The organism is Streptomyces sp. ME02-8801-2C (assembly GCF_033793965.1).
GTDB lineage: Bacteria > Actinomycetota > Actinomycetes > Streptomycetales > Streptomycetaceae > Streptomyces.
This window is the reverse complement of sequence record NZ_JARAXP010000002.1, coordinates 244161-261184: the sequence shown is the minus strand read 5'-3', so window position 1 is coordinate 261184 and position 17024 is coordinate 244161. Positions and strand designations below refer to the sequence as shown.

Genomic DNA, 17024 nt, shown 5'->3' with positions numbered 1-17024 from the left:
AGGCCTGCCCTGCTCACCGCCCCGGTATCGCTCACTGCCCGTATGCGACCAGCAGGTTGGTGGCCGGAACCACCACGAGCCCGCCGCCCGCACCGAGACCGGTGAGCGGCTGTGACACGTTGTGCTCGTCGGGCTCGTCGATCGGCGCGCCGACGTCGGTGGACCAGACCGGCTGACCGGTGGCGCCGTTGAGCGCCCACAGCTGACCGCTTCGCGAGCCGACGTAGACATAGCCGTTGACGACGATCGGCGCCGTGCTGATCTCGCCGTCGCCCTCGAACTTCCAGCGACTGGCCAGCGTGCGGCTGTGCCGCTCCTGAAGGACACCGTCGTCGACGAAGTAGCCCTGGCGGCCGTCGAAGGCGGGTGCCGGCGACCAGCCCGTGGCCTCGTAGGTGCCACGGACCTTCCCGTCGGCCGCGTTGAGGACCGTGGGGGTCATCCCGGCGTCGTCGCGAACCCAGACACCGCCGTCGGCGAGCACAGGGGTGCGGCCCCCGCCGCCGGAGCACTCCGTGTCGTGGTGCCACATCGGGGCGCCGGTCTTGGGGGCGAAGGCGTACGTCTGCTCGCAGGCGTACGAGACGTAGACCCCGTTGGCCGAGACGGCGGGCGAGCTGTTGTCCCCGTTCGCGACCGGCTGGGTCCAGAGCACCGCACCGCTGGCCGCGTTCACCGCGTAGAGGGTGCCGCCCGAGCCGGCGCCGCCCGTGTACACCACGCCGTCGGCGAAAGTGGGCGGAGAGGTGAAGGAGTACTGCCCGGGCAGGGTGACGGTCCAGATCTTCTTCCCGTTGGCCGGGTTGAACGCGGTCAGCACGCCGTCGTAGTTCTGGGCGTAGAGCCGACCGCCCCCGTAGGCGAGAGCGGACCACCAGTACGTGCCACCGAGGTCGACGGGCGCCCAGGCGTCCTGGCCCGTGGCCGCGTTCAGGGCATGGAGGACGGTGCCGTACCCGTCCGGCGACGAAGCGGTGACGAAGACGCGCCCGCCTGCCACGACGGGGTAGGAGACGTCCCCACCCAGGTCGCGGGACCACTTCTGGCTGAGGGGCGGCGCGCCCACGGCGGTGTCGACGAGACTGCCGTCGTGCCGTGCGTTGATCTGGTAGGTGGTGGAGACACCAATGGTGATCGATTGGGCGCCGGCCGGCGTCACGAGGCCGAGAACCGACAGCACCCCGCCTAACAGAACGGCGATAGTTCTTCGAAGATTCACTCAGACATCCCTCATCCTCCGGCATCACCTTGGCGATGCGTACACGTGGACCGACTGCGGGGTGCGGTTGCCCGCTTCCGCGTCACATAGTCCCCCTGAGGCACGCCAACCGCTCTTTGTTTTCCAGCAGTTGGAGATCTTCACGAATCCGCGAGGCAGCTGGAACCGAGCGAGTAGACACTGTCTACCCACTACTGGTAGACAGTGTCTATGAGTGACTCTCTGCGGACCCGCCTCATCGATGTCGGCGTCGATCTCGTGACCTCGGAAGGCGTCCACGCGCTCACCCTCCGGGAGATCGCACGACGGGCCGGTGTCTCGCACGGCGCCCCTCGTCGCTACTTCCCGACCCACTTGGAGCTGCTGTCCGCCATCGCCCGCCGAGGGTTCACCGAGTTGGCGGCCAGGGGTTCACGGGCGATCGAGGACAGCGGGCTCGCAACGACGGAGCCCCGGGAGCAGATCGCCGTTCTCGGGCGCGTGTACCTCGACTTCGCCCTCACGAACCGGGGCATGCACGAGCTGATGTTCCGTCACGATCTGCTGGAGAGCAACACGTTGGGGCTGCGCGAGGCCAGCCTGCCGGTCTTCGGCCTGCTGGTGGATCTCGTCGGGCGGGCCCGGCCGGACGCCGACGCCCGGGTTGTCGCCGGGTCACTGCTGGCGAACCTCTACGGCATCGCCCAGCTCTGGTCCTGGGGCAGCCTCCAACTCGCCACCGGCGCCGACGACTTCGCACCTCTGCTGGATGCGGCTCTTGCCGCGCACCTCGGGCCGGAGGGACGGTGAGCGCGCATCGGCGGGTCGTTCTCGCGAGCAGTGTGATCGGTGCGGTGGTCGTCGCACTCGACGGCACCGTGCTGACCATCGCGCAGCCCACCCTGCAACGGGATCTGCACGCCTCCTTCGCCGAGGTCCAGTGGACGAGTACCGCGTATCTCATCGCGGTGGCGAGTCTGCTCGTGTTCGCCGGGCGGCTCGGGGACCGGTACGGGCATCAACGGCTGTTCACCATCGGCGTGTTGGGGTTCGGCGCGGTGTCGGCGGGCATCGGGTTCGCGTCCGGGGTGGGCTGGGTGATCGGGCTGCGGGCCCTTCAGGGGGTCTTCGGCGCGCTGCTGCAACCCGCCACGCTCGGGATGCTGCGCGCCGCGTTTCCGCCCGACCGGCTGGGGATGCCGATCGCGTTGCGGACCAGCGCGATCGGGGTGGCCGCGGCGGCCGGTCCACTGGTGGGCGGGGTACTGGTGACCCAACTGGGCTGGCGGGCGGTGTTCTTCCTCAATGTCGTGCCGGCGCTGGTGCTGGGCGTGCTGGCGTCGGTCGTCCGTGCCCCTGGTCTGCGCAGACCGACCGAGACCGGCCACGGGCGGCTCGACCTCCCCGGCGCCGCGCTGCTGGCGATATGCCTTGCCTGTCTCGTCCACGCGCTCGTCGGTGTCCCGGAGCACGGCTGGACTCCGTCGGTCATGTCGGCGCTGACGGCGGCGACGGGCGCGGGCCTGCTTCTCCTACGCCATGAGCGGCGTACGGCGGACCCGCTGCTGCCGTACGACGTGCTCGGATCGGTGGCCGTGGGCGCCGCGCTGGGCGTTCTCGTGGCCGCGTCGGCTGCGATGTTCGGCACACTCTTCGTAGCCAGTTATGTACTGCAGGACGAACTGGGGATGGACCCGTTGCGGACGAGTCTGGCGGCGCTGCCCGGCGGTGTGGCGATGGTGCTGGGAGCGCCGTCGGCCGCCGTGCTGCTCCGTCGCTGCGGGCCCCGGCGGACGACCGTGACCGGGCTGGTCCTGCTGGCGCTCGGGGTGTCCGTGCTGTTCCGGGCGGCCGGGGCGGTGTGGGTCGGCGGGGGATTCCTGCTGCTCGGAGCAGGTTTCGCCACCGTGATGGTGACCGCGACCGCCGTGGTCGTACGGCAGGTCCCGGCCGGGTCCGCCGGGGTGGCGGGCGGGCTGCAGCAGACCGCGATGAACGTCGGCCCGGTCCTCGGGGTGGCGACGGCGACCACGCTCGCCACGGTCACCGACGGGCCGCGGACGGCGTTGCCCGTACTCGCGGGCGTGGTCCTCCTCGCCGTACTGGCCGCCCGGAAACTACCGGTCGTGGACGACCGCGGGGCGACGTCTGCCAGGTCCCTGCGACACCATGGGGGTCTTAGGGCCTGAGGTGATCCTTTCGGGGTATGACAGGACCGCACTGCAAGCGACCGGAGGGGAACGCAACGCATGGCACAGCTGCGACAAGAGGTCGAGCCGGGCGAGGTCGGGCTGGACGCGAAGGCGCTGGACCGCCTCGACCAGCACTTCGCCCACGTGGTGGACGAGGGACGCCTCCCCGGCTTCCTCGTGTCCGTGGCCCGCGCCGGCCGCGTCGCCCATCTCACCACGTACGGCCTGCGGGACCTGGCGGCCGGACTTCCGGTCGAGTCCGACACCCTGTGGCGGATCTACTCCATGAGCAAGCCGATCACCTCGGTCGCCGCGCTGACCCTCCTGGAGGAGGGCCGGCTCTCGCTCACGGACCCCGTGTCGCGCTTCCTGCCGGAGTTCGCCGACCCGCGCGTGTACGTGAGCGGTTCGGGGAGCGACGACCTCGTCACCCGGCCCGCCGAACCCCTTCTGATCCGGCACCTGTTGACCCACACGGCGGGTCTCACCTTCGCCTTCTACCACTCGCACCCCGTGGACGCCCTGTATCGCGCCGCCAACCTGGAGTCCTCGGTGGTGCCGGGCTCGACGCTGGCGGAGACGTGCGCGGTCTACGCGAGTCTGCCGCTCCAGTTCGAGCCGGGGACCCAGTGGAACTACTCCGTCGCCACGAACGTCCTCGGCCGGGTCATCGAGGTGGCTTCCGGACAGCCGCTCGACGAGTTCGTCGCGGACCGTGTCTTCCGCCCGCTCGGTATGACGGACGCCGGTTTCTGTGTGAACGGCGAACAGACCGGCCGACTGGCCGAGTTGTACGGGGAGACCGAGGACGGCGGCATCGAGCCGACCCTGGGTCTGCCGCTCAAGGGCCGGCCCCGGTTCCTGTCCGGGAGTGGCGGTGTGGTCGCCACCGCCCACGACTACCACCGGTTCATGGAGATGCTGCGCCGGGGCGGCGAACTCGACGGTGTGCGGGTCCTGTCGGCAGAGACCGTGGCCCTGATGACCTCGAACCACCTTCCCGGCGGTGTCGATCTGCGCACCTTCGGTGCCCCTCCCCATGACGAACCCGGCAACGCGGGCGTCGGTTTCGGCCTCGGGGTCTCGGTGGTGATCGACCCGCCCCGCACCCTCGCCCCGGCCGGCCTCGGCACCTACGGCTGGAGCGGGGTGGCGACGACGACGTTCTTCGTCGACCCGAGCCGTGATCTGACGGTGCAGTTCATGACCCAGGTACGACACAGGACGAGCCAGTCCTACTGGCAGGACCTCAAGCGGCTGGTGCACGAGGCGGTCGTCACCGGCTAGCCGTCGTCAGTCGACGGTGAGCCTGAACTCCAGTCCCTCCCTGCCGAGTTCGTCCAGCCATTCCTCCGAGCGCCGTGCCGTCTCGGCGGCGCGGCTCAGGCCCGGCGGCAGCGAACCGTCGAGGATGTGCCGGACGCCCAGGGCCAGTGTGCGGGAGACGCACCTGGCCATCGCGCTCTCGGCCGCGTCGCCCTCCAGGTCGAGCAGATAGCGGCCGGACCAGTTCCGCCGCCGCCCCTCATCCGCTTCCGCCTTCCCGTCTGCGTCATCCCCGTCCGCGTCCACCTCCAGGGACACGGCCAGGACCACCCGGTCGCGGTCGGCGTCGGTCGTCGGGTAGCGCGCCGCCAACTCCCGTGCCAGAGCGCCGATCCGCTCGTCGTCGCCGCCCTTCAGCTCCTCGAAGACGGAGTCCCAGGCGCTCGACCAGCCGTCCAGACGCAGGGTGCCCCGGACGAAGGTCAGCGGCTGCCAGACCTTCGGCAGTTCGTACTGCTCGACGAACGGCACGCTGTCCCGGTTCGGGTACACCTCGAAGGTCTCCCCGTCGATCCCGTGCGGACGCGTCACCTCCCAGGGCCTCTCGGCCACGGTCTCGGCGCCGTCCTCGATGTAACGGGCGGGCGAGCGAAGGGCGTTCAGGACTCCGGCGGGTGCCCAGCTGAACCGGTACCTGAAGTCGTTGGGCACCGCGGGGATCCCTCCGCAGTACGACGTGAGCCGGTACGAGGCCGGTGTGGCGGCGCCGATCGCCTGTTCGGCGCGGGTGACCAGGCTGTGCGCGAAGAGGTGGTCGATGCCCGGGTCGAGCCCGCACTCGGTGAGGACGACCAGACTGGCCGCCTCGGCCGCGGGCACCTGCTCGAGCACCGCCTCCGACACATAGCTCGAGCACGCGAAGTGGGCCCCGCCCCGCACGCAGGCCGCCAGCAGCGGGGCGTGTTCGGGCGCGGGGAGCATGGAGACGACGATGTCTCCGGGGGCCAGTTCGGCGGTGAGCGTGGAGAGGGTGTAGGCGCGGGGTTCGGCGCGTCCGGTGAGGCCCAGCCGGGCCAGCGCCTCGGCGGCCCGGTCCTCCGTACGGTGCCACACCAGGACCTGCCGCACGGTGTCGCTGTCGCACAGCGCGCCCAGTCCGCCGCCCGTGGACAGACCCGCGCCGATCCAGTGGACGGTGCCGCTCGCGGGAACCGTGTCAGTCATGCGCCCGCTCCCCTTTCGTTGTCCAAGTCGCCTTTGACCAGGCCGAGTTCACGGCAGGTGTCGTCGAACCGTGCCAGACAGCGCCCCCATGCTCCACCCACCTCGAAGTCGAGCAACTGGGGGACCAGGGCGGCCGAGAAGTCGGTGCTCGCCTCGCGGGGCAGCAGGGACGGCAGGTTGTCGATGGCGATCAGGTCGAGCGGCGGCTCGTCCCGCAGCCGGCGCACCGGGTCGTCCCAGGTGGTGGCGGTGTCGTAGACCGGGAGGAGGTTCATGGGTGAGCCGACGTCGACGGTGACGTCCGAGAGGGTGCGCAGCCGTCGGCCGGGGGTGTCCAGGTCCTCGTCCGTCAGGAAGGGCGGGACCGGGGTCGTCGTGAGGACGGTGTTGACCAGCAACTCGTGGGCCAGCAGGGCCGGTCGGTCCAGATTGCGGGTCTCCGCGAGGTCCCAGCAGGTCGGTTCGACGCCTGCCTCGGCGAGCGCGACACGCGCACCGCGCCCGCTGCGGCCCAGGGCGCCGATCACCAGTGCGCTCAACTCACCTTCCTCGGCGCGGAGTTCGGCGGCCAGCTCTTCCTGGGTGGTCGGCGCGAGCGGGGTGCCCAGCCTGCCCCGGTGCTGGAGCACGGCAAGGGCCGCCCCCAGATATCCGGCCCAGTAGCCGAAGGCGGCCAGCCTGCGCCCCTGTTCGTCCGCCAGGTACTCCAGGTCCAGCAGCGCCCCGCCCCCGGCGACGAAGCGGCCGAGCAGCTCGGCCGCGCCCGGCTGGCCCTTGTAGCCGTGCCCGAAGTAGATGTGCCGGTGGCGCAACTCGCCCGGCTGGTCGGGGAGTTCCTTGAGGCCGACGATCACCGCGTCCGAGGGAGCGGAGACCCAGGACCCGGCGTCGGCGGTGCCGCAGCCGACAGCCTCGTACTCCTCCGTGGAGAAGATCCGCTGCGGGGACTCCTCGACGGTCAGGCGCACCCCCTCCTCGACGAGCCGCCGGGCGTCGGACGGGACGACAGGTGTGCGGCGTTCGGTCGTACGGGTCTCGTGGCGCAGCCACAAGTGGAGCTCGGTCATACGAGGTTGACCTCCGGGCGCAGGGCTTCGGCCGCGAAACGGCCGGCGTTCAAGGGGCTGATGTCGACGAAGGGTACGCGGCCCAGGTAGAGGTCGCGGACCACCTCGCCGACGGCCGGCCCCTGGAGAAAGCCGTGGCCGGAGAAGCCGGTGGCGTAGAGGAAGCGGGAGGGTGAATGCGCCTCCCCGATCAGGGCGTTGTGGTCCGGGGTGATCTCGTACAGGCCCGCCCAGCCGCCCGTGCGGCGCAGGTCGAGCAGGGCGGGCGCCCGGTGTTCCATCGCCTCGTACAGGCGCGGGATCCAGCGGTCGTGGGTGTCGGTGGCGAAGCCGGTCGTCTCGTCGGGGTCGGACATGCCGAGGAGCAGTCCGGGTCCCTCGGTGTGGAAGTAGAGGCTGCTGCTGAAGTCGATGGTCATGGGGAGCGTCGGCGGCAGCCCGGGGACCGGTTCGGTGACCGCGATCTGGCGGCGCAGGGGGTCCACGGGCAGGTCGACGCCCGCCATCGCGCCGACCGCCCGTGACCAGGCGCCGGCCGCGCAGATCACGGTGTCGGTGGCGATCCGGCCCTTGTCCGTGACCACGGCCGTGATGGTGTCGCCGTCGCGTTCGATGCCGGTGACCTCGGTGTGGCGCAGGACGGTCGCGCCGTGGCGGCGAGCGGCGGCGGCGTAACCGTGGACGACTGCTTCCGGGGTGCAGTGGCCGTCCTCGGGCGAGTATGCCGCCGCGAGAAGCCCGTCGGTGCTGATCAGCGGCGAGAGGTCGCGTGCCTCGGCCGGGGTGAGCATCCGGCTGGGCACACCGAGCGAGTTCTGCAGCGCCACCCCCGCCTCGAAGGACGCGACGTCCTCGGGTGTGGAGAGGAGGAAGAGATACCCGACCCGGTGCAGTCCGATGTCGTGCCCGATCTCCTCCTGGAACCGCCCGAACGCCTCCAGGCTGCGCGCCCCGAGCTGGATGTTGAGCTCGTCGGAGAACTGTGCGCGGACTCCGCCGGCGGCGCGTGAGGTGGACCCGGAGGCCAGCTCGTCCCGCTCGACGAGCACCACGTCCGGTACACCGGCCCGGGCGAGCTGGTAGGCGATGCTCGTACCCATCACCCCACCACCGACGACGACCACGTCCGCCCGCGTCACGCTCATCGCCCCGCCCCCTTCACGACCACGAACACCTCCGCCCGCACCACGCACATCACCTCTCCCCCTTCGCCGCCCGGACAACCGCCCAAGCCGCCGCCGCGTCCTGCACACCCAGACCGACGCTGTTGTAGAAGACGATGTCCTTCGGCCCGGAGCGGGCGGTCCGCGTGCCGGTGAGGATCTCGCCGAGGCCGATCAGGTTCTCGCGGGTCAGCAGGTGGTCCCGCAGGGCGTCGATCACTGGGCCGGCGTGTTCCGCCGCAGTCGCCGGGTCGTCCACGACGACGGCCGCCGACCGTCGTACGACCTCGGCGTCCACCTCGCTGCGGGTCGGTTCGAACGACCCCACGCTGATCACCGTGCACCCGGGTGCGAGCCAGGCGCCGCGCACGACGGGCGTGGTGCTGAGGGTGCAAGCCGCGATCATCGACGCTCCCGTCACCGCCTCCCGGGGTGTGCCGGTCGCCTCGGCGGCGACACCGAGTTCGGCCGCGAGCAGCTCCGCCGCGCGCACGCGCCGCTCCGGGGTCGGGCTCCACACCCGTACGGACTTCAGGTCCCGTACCCGGGCGACCGCACGCGCGTGTGCGAGCGCCTGGGTTCCCGAGCCGATGAGGGCCAGTTCGGCGCTGTCGGCCGTGGACAGCGCGTCGAAGGCCACAGCGCTCGCGGCGGCCGTACGCAGGGTCGTGACGGCCGTGCCGTCCATGACGGCCACGAGCTCGCCCGTGACCGGGTCCAGGACGGTGATGACGGCGTGCACGGTCGGCAGGCCGGCCGCCGCGTTGCCGGGGTTGACGCTGCCGAACTTCGCCACCGCGCCGGTGTCCCGGGACAGCCGGGAGACGTACGCGAAGACCACACTGTCGTCGAAGCGGCTGGGGTGCATGATCTTGCCCGGCAGATCCGGCAGACCACGTGCTTCGGCGCCGCCCGCCCCCAACGCGCCGAACGCCGCGCGCTGCGAGGCGATCGCCGTGTCGGCGTCGAGGAGGGCCGTCACCTGGTCCCGGGAGAGGAAGAGGATGTCGTCGGTCATTCCCTCTTCCTTTCCGGAATCGGGCCTTCTGGCACCCCCCGCGCGCGTCCGAGTGACGCGCGCTCCCTGAATCGGGGCCCCCGGCCGGGTCTCCCGGTCAGGTCAGGACCAGTGCGCCACCGCGTCCAGGTGCGGCAGGACGTGGTCGAGACGCTCACGCTTGGTCCGCAGGTAGGTGATGTTGTTCTCGCACGGCGGGATCAGCAGCGGAACATCCGCGGCGATCTTTATGCCGTGGCGGAGCAACGACTCGCGCTTGCGCGGGTTGTTGGACATCAGGCGCACCGAACGGACACCGAGGTCGTGGAGGATCTCCGCCGCGACGCCGTAGTCACGGGAGTCCACCGGCAGACCCTGCGCGAGGTTCGCCTCGACGGTGTCCAGGCCTTCCGCCTGGAGCTGCATCGCGCGGAGCTTGGCGAGCAGGCCGATGCCCCGGCCTTCGTGCCCCCGGAGGTAGACGAGGATGCCGCTGCCCTCGGCGACTATCGCGCGCAGCGCGGAGTCGAGCTGATCGCCGCATTCGCAGTGCTGGGAACCGAAGGCGTCACCGGTCAGGCATTCGGAATGCAGCCTGGTCAGAACGTCGTCCTCGCCGATCTCGCCGTAGACCAGCGCCACTTGCTCGTCACCGCGATCGTGGTCCATGTAACCGACTGCCTGGAAATCGCCGTACACGGTGGGCAACGGCGCATTCACCACGCGTTCCACTCCCGAGGGCTGGGAGGCTTTGCCGAGTACGCCAATTTTTTCTGTCATGATCTGGTTCCTAAGCAGAGACGAAAGGCCGGGAGAACATGGATGATTCGGGGATACGGTTGCCGGTAGACACTACGGAAGACGTACGGACACGAGCCGCCGGCGTCTCAACGCAGGTCGCCGTTCTTCCGGTCGGGAGCTTCGAACAGCACGGCCCCTTCCTTCCGTTGACGACAGACACCCTGGTCGCCTGTGCCATCGCCCGGGAAATCGCCGCCACACACCCGGTGCACCTCCTTCCGCCGGTGACCATCGCCTGCTCGCACGAGCACGCCGCCTGGCCGGGAACCGTCAGCATCTCCTCCGTGACCCTTCACGCGGTAGTACGGGACATCGCCGATTCGCTGCGCCGGTCGGGCGTGGAGGCCCTGGTGATCGTCAACGGACACGGCGGAAACTACGTACTGGGCAACGTCGTTCAGGAATCCTCCGCGCGCGGTGAGCGGATGGCGCTGTTCCCCGCCGCCGAGGACTGGGAGACGGCGCGCGAGCGGGCCGGAGTGGTGACCTCGCTGCTCACCGACATGCACGCGGGGGAAATCGAGACCTCCATCCTGCTGCACGCTCATCCCGAATTGCTCCGTCCCGGATATGAAACCTCTGATTTCGTCGCCGACGACCGCCGGCATCTCCTCACGCTCGGCATGGCCGGTTACACCGATTCCGGTGTCATCGGCCGCCCTTCGCTGGGTACCGCCGAAAAGGGGAAGGCGTTGCTGGCGAGCTTCGCCGAGTCCTTCGGAGCGTATTTCTCAATGCTCACCGACGGCGGGGCCGTTGCCGGTGCCGTTGCCGGTGCCGCCGGTTCCTCGGTCTTCGAGGGAGACCAGAAGTAGCGGAAGACCAGGACGAGTGCGCCGGGCAGGGCGGCCACGAAGCTCAGCACGCCGTACACGACGGCGACACTCAGCCCCATGCTGGCGCCCAGCCCCGCCGCGCCGAACGCCCAGGCGGTGACACCCTCGCGGGGGCCCCAGCCGCCGACGTTCAGCGGCAGCCCCATCGCCAGCAGCGCCAGTACGGCCAACGGCAGCAACTCGGCGACCGACGCCGAGGACCCGGCGACCCGGGCGGCGACCACGAACATCCCGAGGTGGCCGGAGAGGACGACGACCGAGGAGAGCGCGACGCCCGGCAGGTTCTCGCGGGAGAGCAGCGCGCCACGGGCCTCGGTGAGCACGGCACGCAGGGCACGGGCCTTGCGGGCGGCGACACTCGGGGCACGGTTCATCCGGACGGCGACGACCACCGCGACGGCCCCCACGGCCGCGAAGGCCGCCATCAGGGCGACCCGGCGGGCCTCCGCCAGTACCGGTGACGGCTGGGTGAGCAGCACCACTCCGCCGACGGCGACCAACGCGATCTGTCCGGCGGCCCGTTCGAGGACGACCGCACGGACCCCGCGTCCCATGTCACCGGCGCTCTGTCCGTGCCGTACCGCGCGGTGCACGTCGCCCAGGACGCCGCCGGGGAGGGCCGCGTTCAGGAACAGCGAGCGGTAGTAGTCGGCGACGGCGGGGACGAGGGGCAGCCTGATGCGCAGGCTGCGGGCGACCAGCGCCCAGCGCCAGGCGCTGAACACGGTGGTGAGCAGTCCGATGCCGAGGCCCACGAGCAGGGTCGGTACGTCGATGCGGCGCAGGCCGTCGAGGAAGACGCCGGTGCCGAGGCGCCAGAGCAGGATGCCGAGAATCGTTACTCCGGCGATCGTGCCGAGGTGGGGGCGGATGCCTCCGGCGGCTCGGCGGAGGGGGCTCGGGTTGGATGTTTGCGGGACGGCGTCCCTGGGGCCGACGAAGCCGATGACGCCGGCTCGGCCGGCTGGGCGCACCGCGGGTGAGGCTTGTCGGCTGCGGGTCGGTGGGGGCTGGTCGCGCAGTTCCCCGCGCCCCTTTCGGGGCGCTGGCGCGCCACCGATCCGCACGACCTGCGCCGCTTCCACCGTCTGCACGGTCATGACGTTGTCCTGCCCGTTGGCCTGGCCAGGGCCAGGAGGTCGCTGTGGTGGACCTCGACGCGGAGTTCGCCGGCCGCGCAGGCTTCCAGGCGCTCGCTGAGGTACTTGTCGGCCTGGGACTTCAGTGCCGGGCGTTCCTCGACGGCCGCCGCGACCCAGCCGCGCAGCCACTCCGCGGTGAGCGGCGCCTCCACGGGGCCGAGGCGCCAGGCGCTGGGGTGGACGTGGACCGTCGCGCCCCGCTGGTCGAAGGCCTCGCAGGCCGCGGTGACGGCGTCGGGGCCGAGCAGTCCCGCCCGTCGCTGGTGGGTGTTGAACGCCTCGGCGATGTCGCCGTCCAGCGGGTCGGGGGTGCCGAACTCGACGCGGCCGGCCACGGACAGGGTCAGCAGGGCCGGGCAGCCGGCTCCCGCGCAGGCTGTCGCGAGGGCGTCGACCTCCTCCTGGGTGAGGACGTCCAGCAGGGCGGACGCGGTGACCAGTGAGGCGCCGAGCAGCGCGTCGGAGGTCAGCCGGGCCACGTCGCCGCGCCGTGTCTCGACGGTGACGCGGCTGCCGTCGGCGGCGGCGCGCGGCGAGGCCACCGCCGCGAAGTGCAGAAGGTAGGGGTCGCGGTCGTGCAGGACCCAGTGCTGGGGGCCGTCGAGCCGGGGCGCGAGCCAGCGGCCCATGGAGCCGGTGCCGCAGCCCAGGTCGTGGATGACGCGCCCGCCCGCCTTGCCGGGCAGGTTGGCCAGCCGGATGCGCAGCGGGTCGAGCAGTTCGACGGAGCGGGCGGCGGCGTCGGCGCCCTCGCGCAGCTCCAGCCAGTCGGGCGCGTACCGGGGCGGGTCGTCGGGGCCGGCGTCGCGCAGCCGGATGGTGCCCCGCTCCCCCGGGCCGACCGGACCGGCGCCGGCCTTCACGTCACGGTGCGTCGGCTGGGCCGGAATCCCGGCGGCGGGCTGGGCGTTGGCGTCCATCGGCGTCACCGGCCCCCGTCGCTGAATCTCCGACACCGCCGAAGTGGTGACCGTCGTCGTCTTCTTCATGCCGCGCTCCTTGCATCCCGGGGAAACGGACCCCGAGCCGACTCGACGTCGGCACCTACCAGCACCACCGGAGACCGCTGTCCGGCCTCCGAAGCGGCCGAAGCCGTGACCGTCGTCGCCTTTCTCATGCCGCGCTCCCCGCATCCCGGGGCATCCGCCCCGGCGTTCCCACGAGACTCCGCAACGCGGCCGCCCGGCGTCCGCGGGCGGCGACCAGTGCGATGTCGGTGTCCACGGTCGAGGTCACCGAACCCCGACGGCCGGGCTCCGGCTCTGCCGAAGCCGTAATCGTCGTCACTTTGTTCATGCCGTGGTGCGAGATTCCGGCCGTCGAGGTGCCGGAGGGAATCCGCCCCCGCATACCGACGGCGCTGCGCAGTGCGGCCGCCCGGAGTCCCCGGGCGGAGACCGTGGCGGCCGTCATCATGCCGCCCTCCGGGGTTCCCAGGGGATCCGGCCCAGGACTCCGGCCAGGCTCCGTGCCGTCGCCGCCCAGCCGTCGAGGGCTGCCCTGCGGCCTCTCGCCGCCGCCTTGAGGCGTCGGCGGACATCCGCCTCGCCGAACCAGCCGCGCAGTTCCGCGGCGAGCGCCGCCGGGTTCTCCGGGGGTACGAGGATCCCGGGGACGCCACCGTCGGGTGCGCGCCCGACCGCCTCGGGGAGGCCGCCGACGTCCGTGGCGAGGACGGGGATGCCGCGCGCGAGGGCCTCGGTGACCGCCATGCCGTACGTCTCCGCGTAGGAGGTGAGGACCATCAGGTCGGCGGCGGCGTAGCTGGCGTCGAGCTGGGCGCCCGCCTGGGCGCCGGCCAGGTGCAGCCGGTCCTGGAGGCCGTGCCGCGCGATCAGGGCACGCAACTCGGCGACGTACTCTGGGTCCTGGTCGAGCCCGCCGACGCAGACGCAGCTCCACGGCAGGTCGGTCACCGCGGCCAGGGCCTCCACCAGTCGGTGCTGGCCCTTGCGCGGGGTCACGGCGGCCACGCACAGGAGGCGGGACACACCGTCCGTGCCGGAGGCGAGGGGCGCGATGTCGGCGCCGGGGGCCGCCATGTGGACGCGCTCGGGGGCGAGTCCATGGTGCGAGACGAGGCGTCGTACGGCCCAGTCGCTGGTGGCGATGACCGACGGGACCGCCCGCAGAGTGGTCCGCTCCAGTGCGTCCAGCTCGGCCGCGACGGCCGGTTCGAGGCCCGTCTCGTCACCCAGCGGGAGGTGGACCAGCACGGCCAGGCGCAGGCGTTCGGCCTCCGGGACGATGATCTCGGGGACCCCGCAGGCCACGAGTCCGTCGAGGAGGACGACCGTGCCGTCCGGCAGGTCGCGCAGCGTCCGTGCCAGTTCGGCGCGGGCGTCCTCGCCGGGCCGGGGCCACTCACCGGCGACGGCGTGCTTGTGCACCTGCCAGCCGAAGCCGGGCAGATCGAGGCTGATCCGGCGGTCGTAGGCGTTGCCGCCGCTGGGCCTGGCGGGGTCGTCGACGCCGCCAGGCATCACGAAGTGCACGGAGCGCAGGGACATGGGGATGATCGCCGCGTTCTTCAGGGCCGCGTTCTGCACGGGCACGTAGTGGAGCGTCGTCTGCACGTGAGCCTGTACCTGTGCCTGAGCCGGGGCGACCGAGGGGGCCGCCGGGGAAACCGAGGCCCCGGGGAACGGGGGAATGGCGCGGTCGAGAGTGGTGTCGGTCACAGGGCACGCTCGTAGCTCGCCCAGGCGACGTGCGACTCGTGCAGGGTGACGGTGAGGCCCGCCAGGCCTCGCGCGCCCTCGCCCAGGGCGCCCTTCTCGATCCGGGCGGCGAGCCGGTCGGCGATGACCTTGGCCAGGAACTCCGTGGAGGTGTTGATCCCGGCGAAGTCGGGCTCGTTGTCGAGGTTGCGGTAGTTCAACTCGCTCACCACGGCACCGAGTTCCTGGGTGGCCAGGCCGATGTCGACGACGATGTTGTCCTCGTCCAGCTGTTCGCGGCGGAACGTGGCGTCGACGAGGAACGTCGCTCCGTGCAGGCGCTGCGCGGGCCCGAAGACCTCTCCGCTGAAGCTGTGGGCGATCATGATGTGATCGCGGACGGTGATGCTGAACAACGGACGACCCTCCAGGTGCGGCGCGTCTTGCCCCCTGCTGATCGCTGCGGGGGCATGCCGAGTAGTACGTCTGCCCACGGCAGCTTGTTCAACCGCTCGTTCAACTGGTTGTTTAACTGCTTGTTGCAACGGATTCCGTCAGTCGGCGTCCGGATAACGGACGCGATGGCAGAGTGCGGGGATCTCCCCGGAGGCGAGTTTCGGCAGTACGTCCGGGAGTTCCTCGAAGGCGCACTCACCGGTGACCAGGGCGTCGAGCGCCGGGTCGCCCAGCAGCTCCAGGGCGAGGGCGAGGCGGTCGGCGTAGGAGCGGCCGGGCCGCGCGGCCGGGGACACGGTGCCCACCTGGCTGCTGCGGACGGTGAGCCGCCGGGAGTGGAACGCCTCGCCCAGCGGCAGGCTGACGCGCCGGTCGCCGTACCAGCTCAGCTCGATCACCGTGCCCTCAGGGCTGAGGAGTTCGAGCGAGCGGGCGAGTCCCGCCTCCGTCGCGCTCGCGTGGACGACCAGGTCGCACTCCCCGAGGGCGTCGCCGGGCAGCGCGAAGTCGACTCCGAGCGCCTCGGCGGTCTTCGCCCGGCCCGGGTCGGCGTCCACCAACTGGACGCGCACGCCCGGGAAGCGGGCGATCAGGGCGGCCACCGAGCAGCCGATCATCCCGCCGCCGACCACCGCGATCCGGTCGCCGGCCAGCGGCGCGGCGTCCCACAGGGCGTTCACCGCGGTCTCCACGGTCCCGGCGAGCACGGCCCGTTCGGCGGGCACCGAGTCCGGCACGGGTGTCACCGCGGTCACCGGGACGACGTACCGGGTCTGGTGCGGGTAGAGGCAGAAGACGGTACGGCCGACCAGCGCGGCCGGGCCCTCCTCCACCACACCGACGTTGAGGTAGCCGTACTTGACCGGACCGGGGAAGTCGCCCTCCTGGAAAGGCGCCCGCATGGCCGCGTACTGGCTGACCGGAACCCCACCCCGGAAGACGAGCGTCTCCGTGCCGCGGCTCACCCCGGACCACAGGGTGCGGACCAGTACCTCGTCCTCGCCGGGCGCCGGCAGTTCGATGTCACGGATCTCTCCGTGGTCCGGCGAACCGAGCCAGAACGCACGAGCGGCGCGCTTCATCGGACTCCTCCTGAACGCTTGGGAAGTTGTTCACGTACTGCGATGTGCACAGTCCGCGCACAGTACGCGGCATGATCCACTCTGTACATACGGCGGAGGACTCGCGGTGGCCCTGAACAACACGTACGAGGCGAGGCTCGTCCAGCAGGAAACGGCTCTGGGGGCGGGCCTGCAGGTCCTGTTGCTGGTTCTGCTCGGCTCGGCGATCGGCCTGGGCACGGCGGGCTGGCTGACCGGGCTGACGTTCGCGATCGCCACGTGGGCCGTCCTGTCCCGCGCTCTGCACCGGTCCGGGTCGAAGTCGTTCGGTCCGGCCAACCGGGTGACCCTGGGCCGGGCGACACTGGTCGGCGGGGTGACGGCCCTGGTCGCGGACTCGTTCGAGAGTTCCCCGCCGGTCACCCTGTTCGTCGGGCTGACGGCGGTGGCCCTGATCCTCGACGGTGTGGACGGCAAGGTCGCCCGCCGCACCGGCACCTGCTCGACACTGGGTGCGCGTTTCGACATGGAGGTCGACGCGTTCCTGATCCTGGTGCTCAGCGTGTACGTGTCGATGTCGCTGGGTCCGTGGGTCCTGCTGATCGGCGGGATGCGCTACGCCTTCGTCGGCGCCGCCCGCGTCCTGCCCTGGCTGAACGCCCCGCTTCCGCCGAGCACCGCCCGCAAGACCGTGGCCGCCCTCCAGGGCATCCTGCTGCTGCTCGGCGCCTCCGGCTACCTGCCCCTCGCGGCGACGCAGGCCGTGATCGCGCTGGCGCTGGGGACGCTGGTCTGGTCGTTCGGCCGGGACATCCTGTGGCTGTACCGGACGTCCCGCCCGCGTACGTCGGCGCCGGTCGCGTCGGTCTCCTCGGTTGCCTCGGTCGAGGAGCAGCTGCGCGCACTGGTGCCGGAGTCCGTGTCGCGCTGAGACACGGCACTGATCGCACCATCCCCCAGT

The 17024-nt window shown here is 71.5% G+C and carries 16 protein-coding genes and 1 pseudogene; 5 read left to right on the top strand and 12 right to left on the bottom strand.

All coding sequences use genetic code 11. The features are described from left to right. Positions 1-31 precede the first annotated feature (31 nt). Positions 32-1180: a PQQ-binding-like beta-propeller repeat protein gene (locus PV396_RS05835; protein ID WP_319201088.1), complete on the bottom strand. Its 1149-nt coding sequence runs from the start codon at positions 1178-1180 to the stop codon at positions 32-34. Positions 1181-1429: 249 nt separating this feature from the next. Between PV396_RS05835 and PV396_RS05830 the strand changes: the two genes are divergently transcribed. From PV396_RS05830 to PV396_RS05820, 3 genes are read left to right on the top strand one after another with little or no spacing between them, the layout of a single operon-like run. Beyond that, on the top strand, positions 1430-2008 hold the full coding sequence (locus tag PV396_RS05830) for a TetR/AcrR family transcriptional regulator (RefSeq protein WP_319201086.1): 579 nt from the start codon (positions 1430-1432) through the stop codon (positions 2006-2008). Beyond that, positions 2005-3387: an MFS transporter gene (locus tag PV396_RS05825; RefSeq protein WP_319201084.1), complete on the top strand. Its 1383-nt coding sequence runs from the start codon at positions 2005-2007 to the stop codon at positions 3385-3387. The genes PV396_RS05830 and PV396_RS05825 overlap by 4 nt, the downstream gene beginning before the upstream one ends. 60 nt (positions 3388-3447) lie before the next feature. Beyond that, positions 3448-4677, top strand: coding sequence for a serine hydrolase domain-containing protein (locus tag PV396_RS05820; RefSeq protein WP_319201083.1), 1230 nt, complete (start codon positions 3448-3450; stop codon positions 4675-4677). A gap of 6 nt (positions 4678-4683) precedes the next feature. Here the strand turns inward: PV396_RS05820 and PV396_RS05815 are convergent, their stop codons facing one another. From PV396_RS05815 to ribA, 5 genes are all read right to left on the bottom strand, one after another. Continuing rightward, positions 4684-5880 carry a saccharopine dehydrogenase family protein gene (locus PV396_RS05815; RefSeq protein WP_319201081.1) on the bottom strand — a complete coding sequence of 399 codons (1197 nt, stop codon included), beginning with the start codon at positions 5878-5880 and terminating at the stop codon, positions 4684-4686. Next, positions 5877-6947: a saccharopine dehydrogenase gene (locus tag PV396_RS05810; RefSeq protein ID WP_319201079.1), complete on the bottom strand. Its 1071-nt coding sequence runs from the start codon at positions 6945-6947 to the stop codon at positions 5877-5879. Before PV396_RS05810 ends, PV396_RS05815 begins: the two co-directional genes overlap by 4 nt. Next, a complete protein-coding gene (locus PV396_RS05805; protein WP_319201077.1) occupies positions 6944-8092 on the bottom strand; it encodes an FAD-binding oxidoreductase in 1149 nt (382 codons plus the stop codon). The genes PV396_RS05810 and PV396_RS05805 overlap by 4 nt, the downstream gene beginning before the upstream one ends. A 49-nt stretch (positions 8093-8141) precedes the next feature. Then, a complete protein-coding gene (locus PV396_RS05800; protein ID WP_319201075.1) occupies positions 8142-9128 on the bottom strand; it encodes an ornithine cyclodeaminase family protein in 987 nt (328 codons plus the stop codon). A 102-nt stretch (positions 9129-9230) separates the two neighbouring features. Continuing rightward, the gene (ribA, locus tag PV396_RS05795) at positions 9231-9887 is read right to left on the bottom strand and encodes a GTP cyclohydrolase II (protein ID WP_319201073.1); all 657 of its coding nucleotides are present in this window, start codon (positions 9885-9887) and stop codon (positions 9231-9233) included. A 38-nt stretch (positions 9888-9925) separates the two neighbouring features. On the opposite strand from ribA, the gene PV396_RS05790 reads away from it, so the two are divergent. Continuing rightward, a complete protein-coding gene (locus tag PV396_RS05790) occupies positions 9926-10723 on the top strand; it encodes a creatininase family protein (protein ID WP_319201071.1) in 798 nt (265 codons plus the stop codon). 80 nt (positions 10724-10803) lie between these two features. Here PV396_RS05790 and PV396_RS05785 read toward each other — a convergent pair. The 6 genes and pseudogenes from PV396_RS05785 to PV396_RS05760 form a co-directional block, all read right to left on the bottom strand. Continuing rightward, a pseudogene (locus tag PV396_RS05785) lies at positions 10804-11844 on the bottom strand (lysylphosphatidylglycerol synthase transmembrane domain-containing protein); the annotation flags it as partial. Next, positions 11841-12806: a trans-aconitate methyltransferase gene (locus PV396_RS05780; RefSeq protein ID WP_319202257.1), complete on the bottom strand. Its 966-nt coding sequence runs from the start codon at positions 12804-12806 to the stop codon at positions 11841-11843. The gene PV396_RS05780 and the pseudogene PV396_RS05785, both read right to left, overlap by 4 nt. Before the next feature lie 193 nt (positions 12807-12999). Next, positions 13000-13302, bottom strand: a complete 303-nt coding sequence (locus tag PV396_RS05775) for a hypothetical protein (RefSeq protein WP_319201069.1) — start codon at positions 13300-13302, stop codon at positions 13000-13002. Continuing rightward, positions 13299-14462, bottom strand: coding sequence for a glycosyltransferase family 4 protein (locus PV396_RS05770; protein WP_319201067.1), 1164 nt, complete (start codon positions 14460-14462; stop codon positions 13299-13301). The genes PV396_RS05775 and PV396_RS05770 overlap by 4 nt, the downstream gene beginning before the upstream one ends. Positions 14463-14563: 101 nt before the next feature. Continuing rightward, on the bottom strand, positions 14564-14962 hold the full coding sequence (locus PV396_RS05765) for a 6-pyruvoyl trahydropterin synthase family protein (RefSeq protein ID WP_105971207.1): 399 nt from the start codon (positions 14960-14962) through the stop codon (positions 14564-14566). 138 nt (positions 14963-15100) lie between these two features. Next, on the bottom strand, positions 15101-16084 hold the full coding sequence (locus tag PV396_RS05760) for a dehydrogenase (RefSeq protein ID WP_319201064.1): 984 nt from the start codon (positions 16082-16084) through the stop codon (positions 15101-15103). 106 nt (positions 16085-16190) lie between these two features. Between PV396_RS05760 and PV396_RS05755 the strand changes: the two genes are divergently transcribed. Continuing rightward, the gene (locus PV396_RS05755) at positions 16191-16994 is read left to right on the top strand and encodes a CDP-alcohol phosphatidyltransferase family protein (protein ID WP_319201062.1); all 804 of its coding nucleotides are present in this window, start codon (positions 16191-16193) and stop codon (positions 16992-16994) included. Positions 16995-17024 lie beyond the last annotated feature (30 nt).

Bases quoted from the DNA above. Each gene is read 5' to 3' on its own strand.
- PV396_RS05820 (WP_319201083.1), top strand. From the start codon at position 3,448: ATGGCACAGCTGCGACAAGAGGTCGAGCCGGGCGAGGTCGGGCTGGAC.
- PV396_RS05805 (WP_319201077.1), bottom strand. From the start codon at position 8,092: ATGAGCGTGACGCGGGCGGACGTGGTCGTCGTCGGTGGTGGGGTGATG.
- PV396_RS05790 (WP_319201071.1), top strand. From the start codon at position 9,926: ATGGATGATTCGGGGATACGGTTGCCGGTAGACACTACGGAAGACGTA.
- ribA (WP_319201073.1), bottom strand. From the start codon at position 9,887: ATGACAGAAAAAATTGGCGTACTCGGCAAAGCCTCCCAGCCCTCGGGA.
- PV396_RS05760 (WP_319201064.1), bottom strand. From the start codon at position 16,084: ATGAAGCGCGCCGCTCGTGCGTTCTGGCTCGGTTCGCCGGACCACGGA.
- PV396_RS05775 (WP_319201069.1), bottom strand. From the start codon at position 13,302: ATGATGACGGCCGCCACGGTCTCCGCCCGGGGACTCCGGGCGGCCGCA.
- PV396_RS05810 (WP_319201079.1), bottom strand. From the start codon at position 6,947: ATGACCGAGCTCCACTTGTGGCTGCGCCACGAGACCCGTACGACCGAA.
- PV396_RS05830 (WP_319201086.1), top strand. From the start codon at position 1,430: ATGAGTGACTCTCTGCGGACCCGCCTCATCGATGTCGGCGTCGATCTC.
- PV396_RS05800 (WP_319201075.1), bottom strand. From the start codon at position 9,128: ATGACCGACGACATCCTCTTCCTCTCCCGGGACCAGGTGACGGCCCTC.
- PV396_RS05815 (WP_319201081.1), bottom strand. From the start codon at position 5,880: ATGACTGACACGGTTCCCGCGAGCGGCACCGTCCACTGGATCGGCGCG.
- PV396_RS05780 (WP_319202257.1), bottom strand. From the start codon at position 12,806: ATGGACGCCAACGCCCAGCCCGCCGCCGGGATTCCGGCCCAGCCGACG.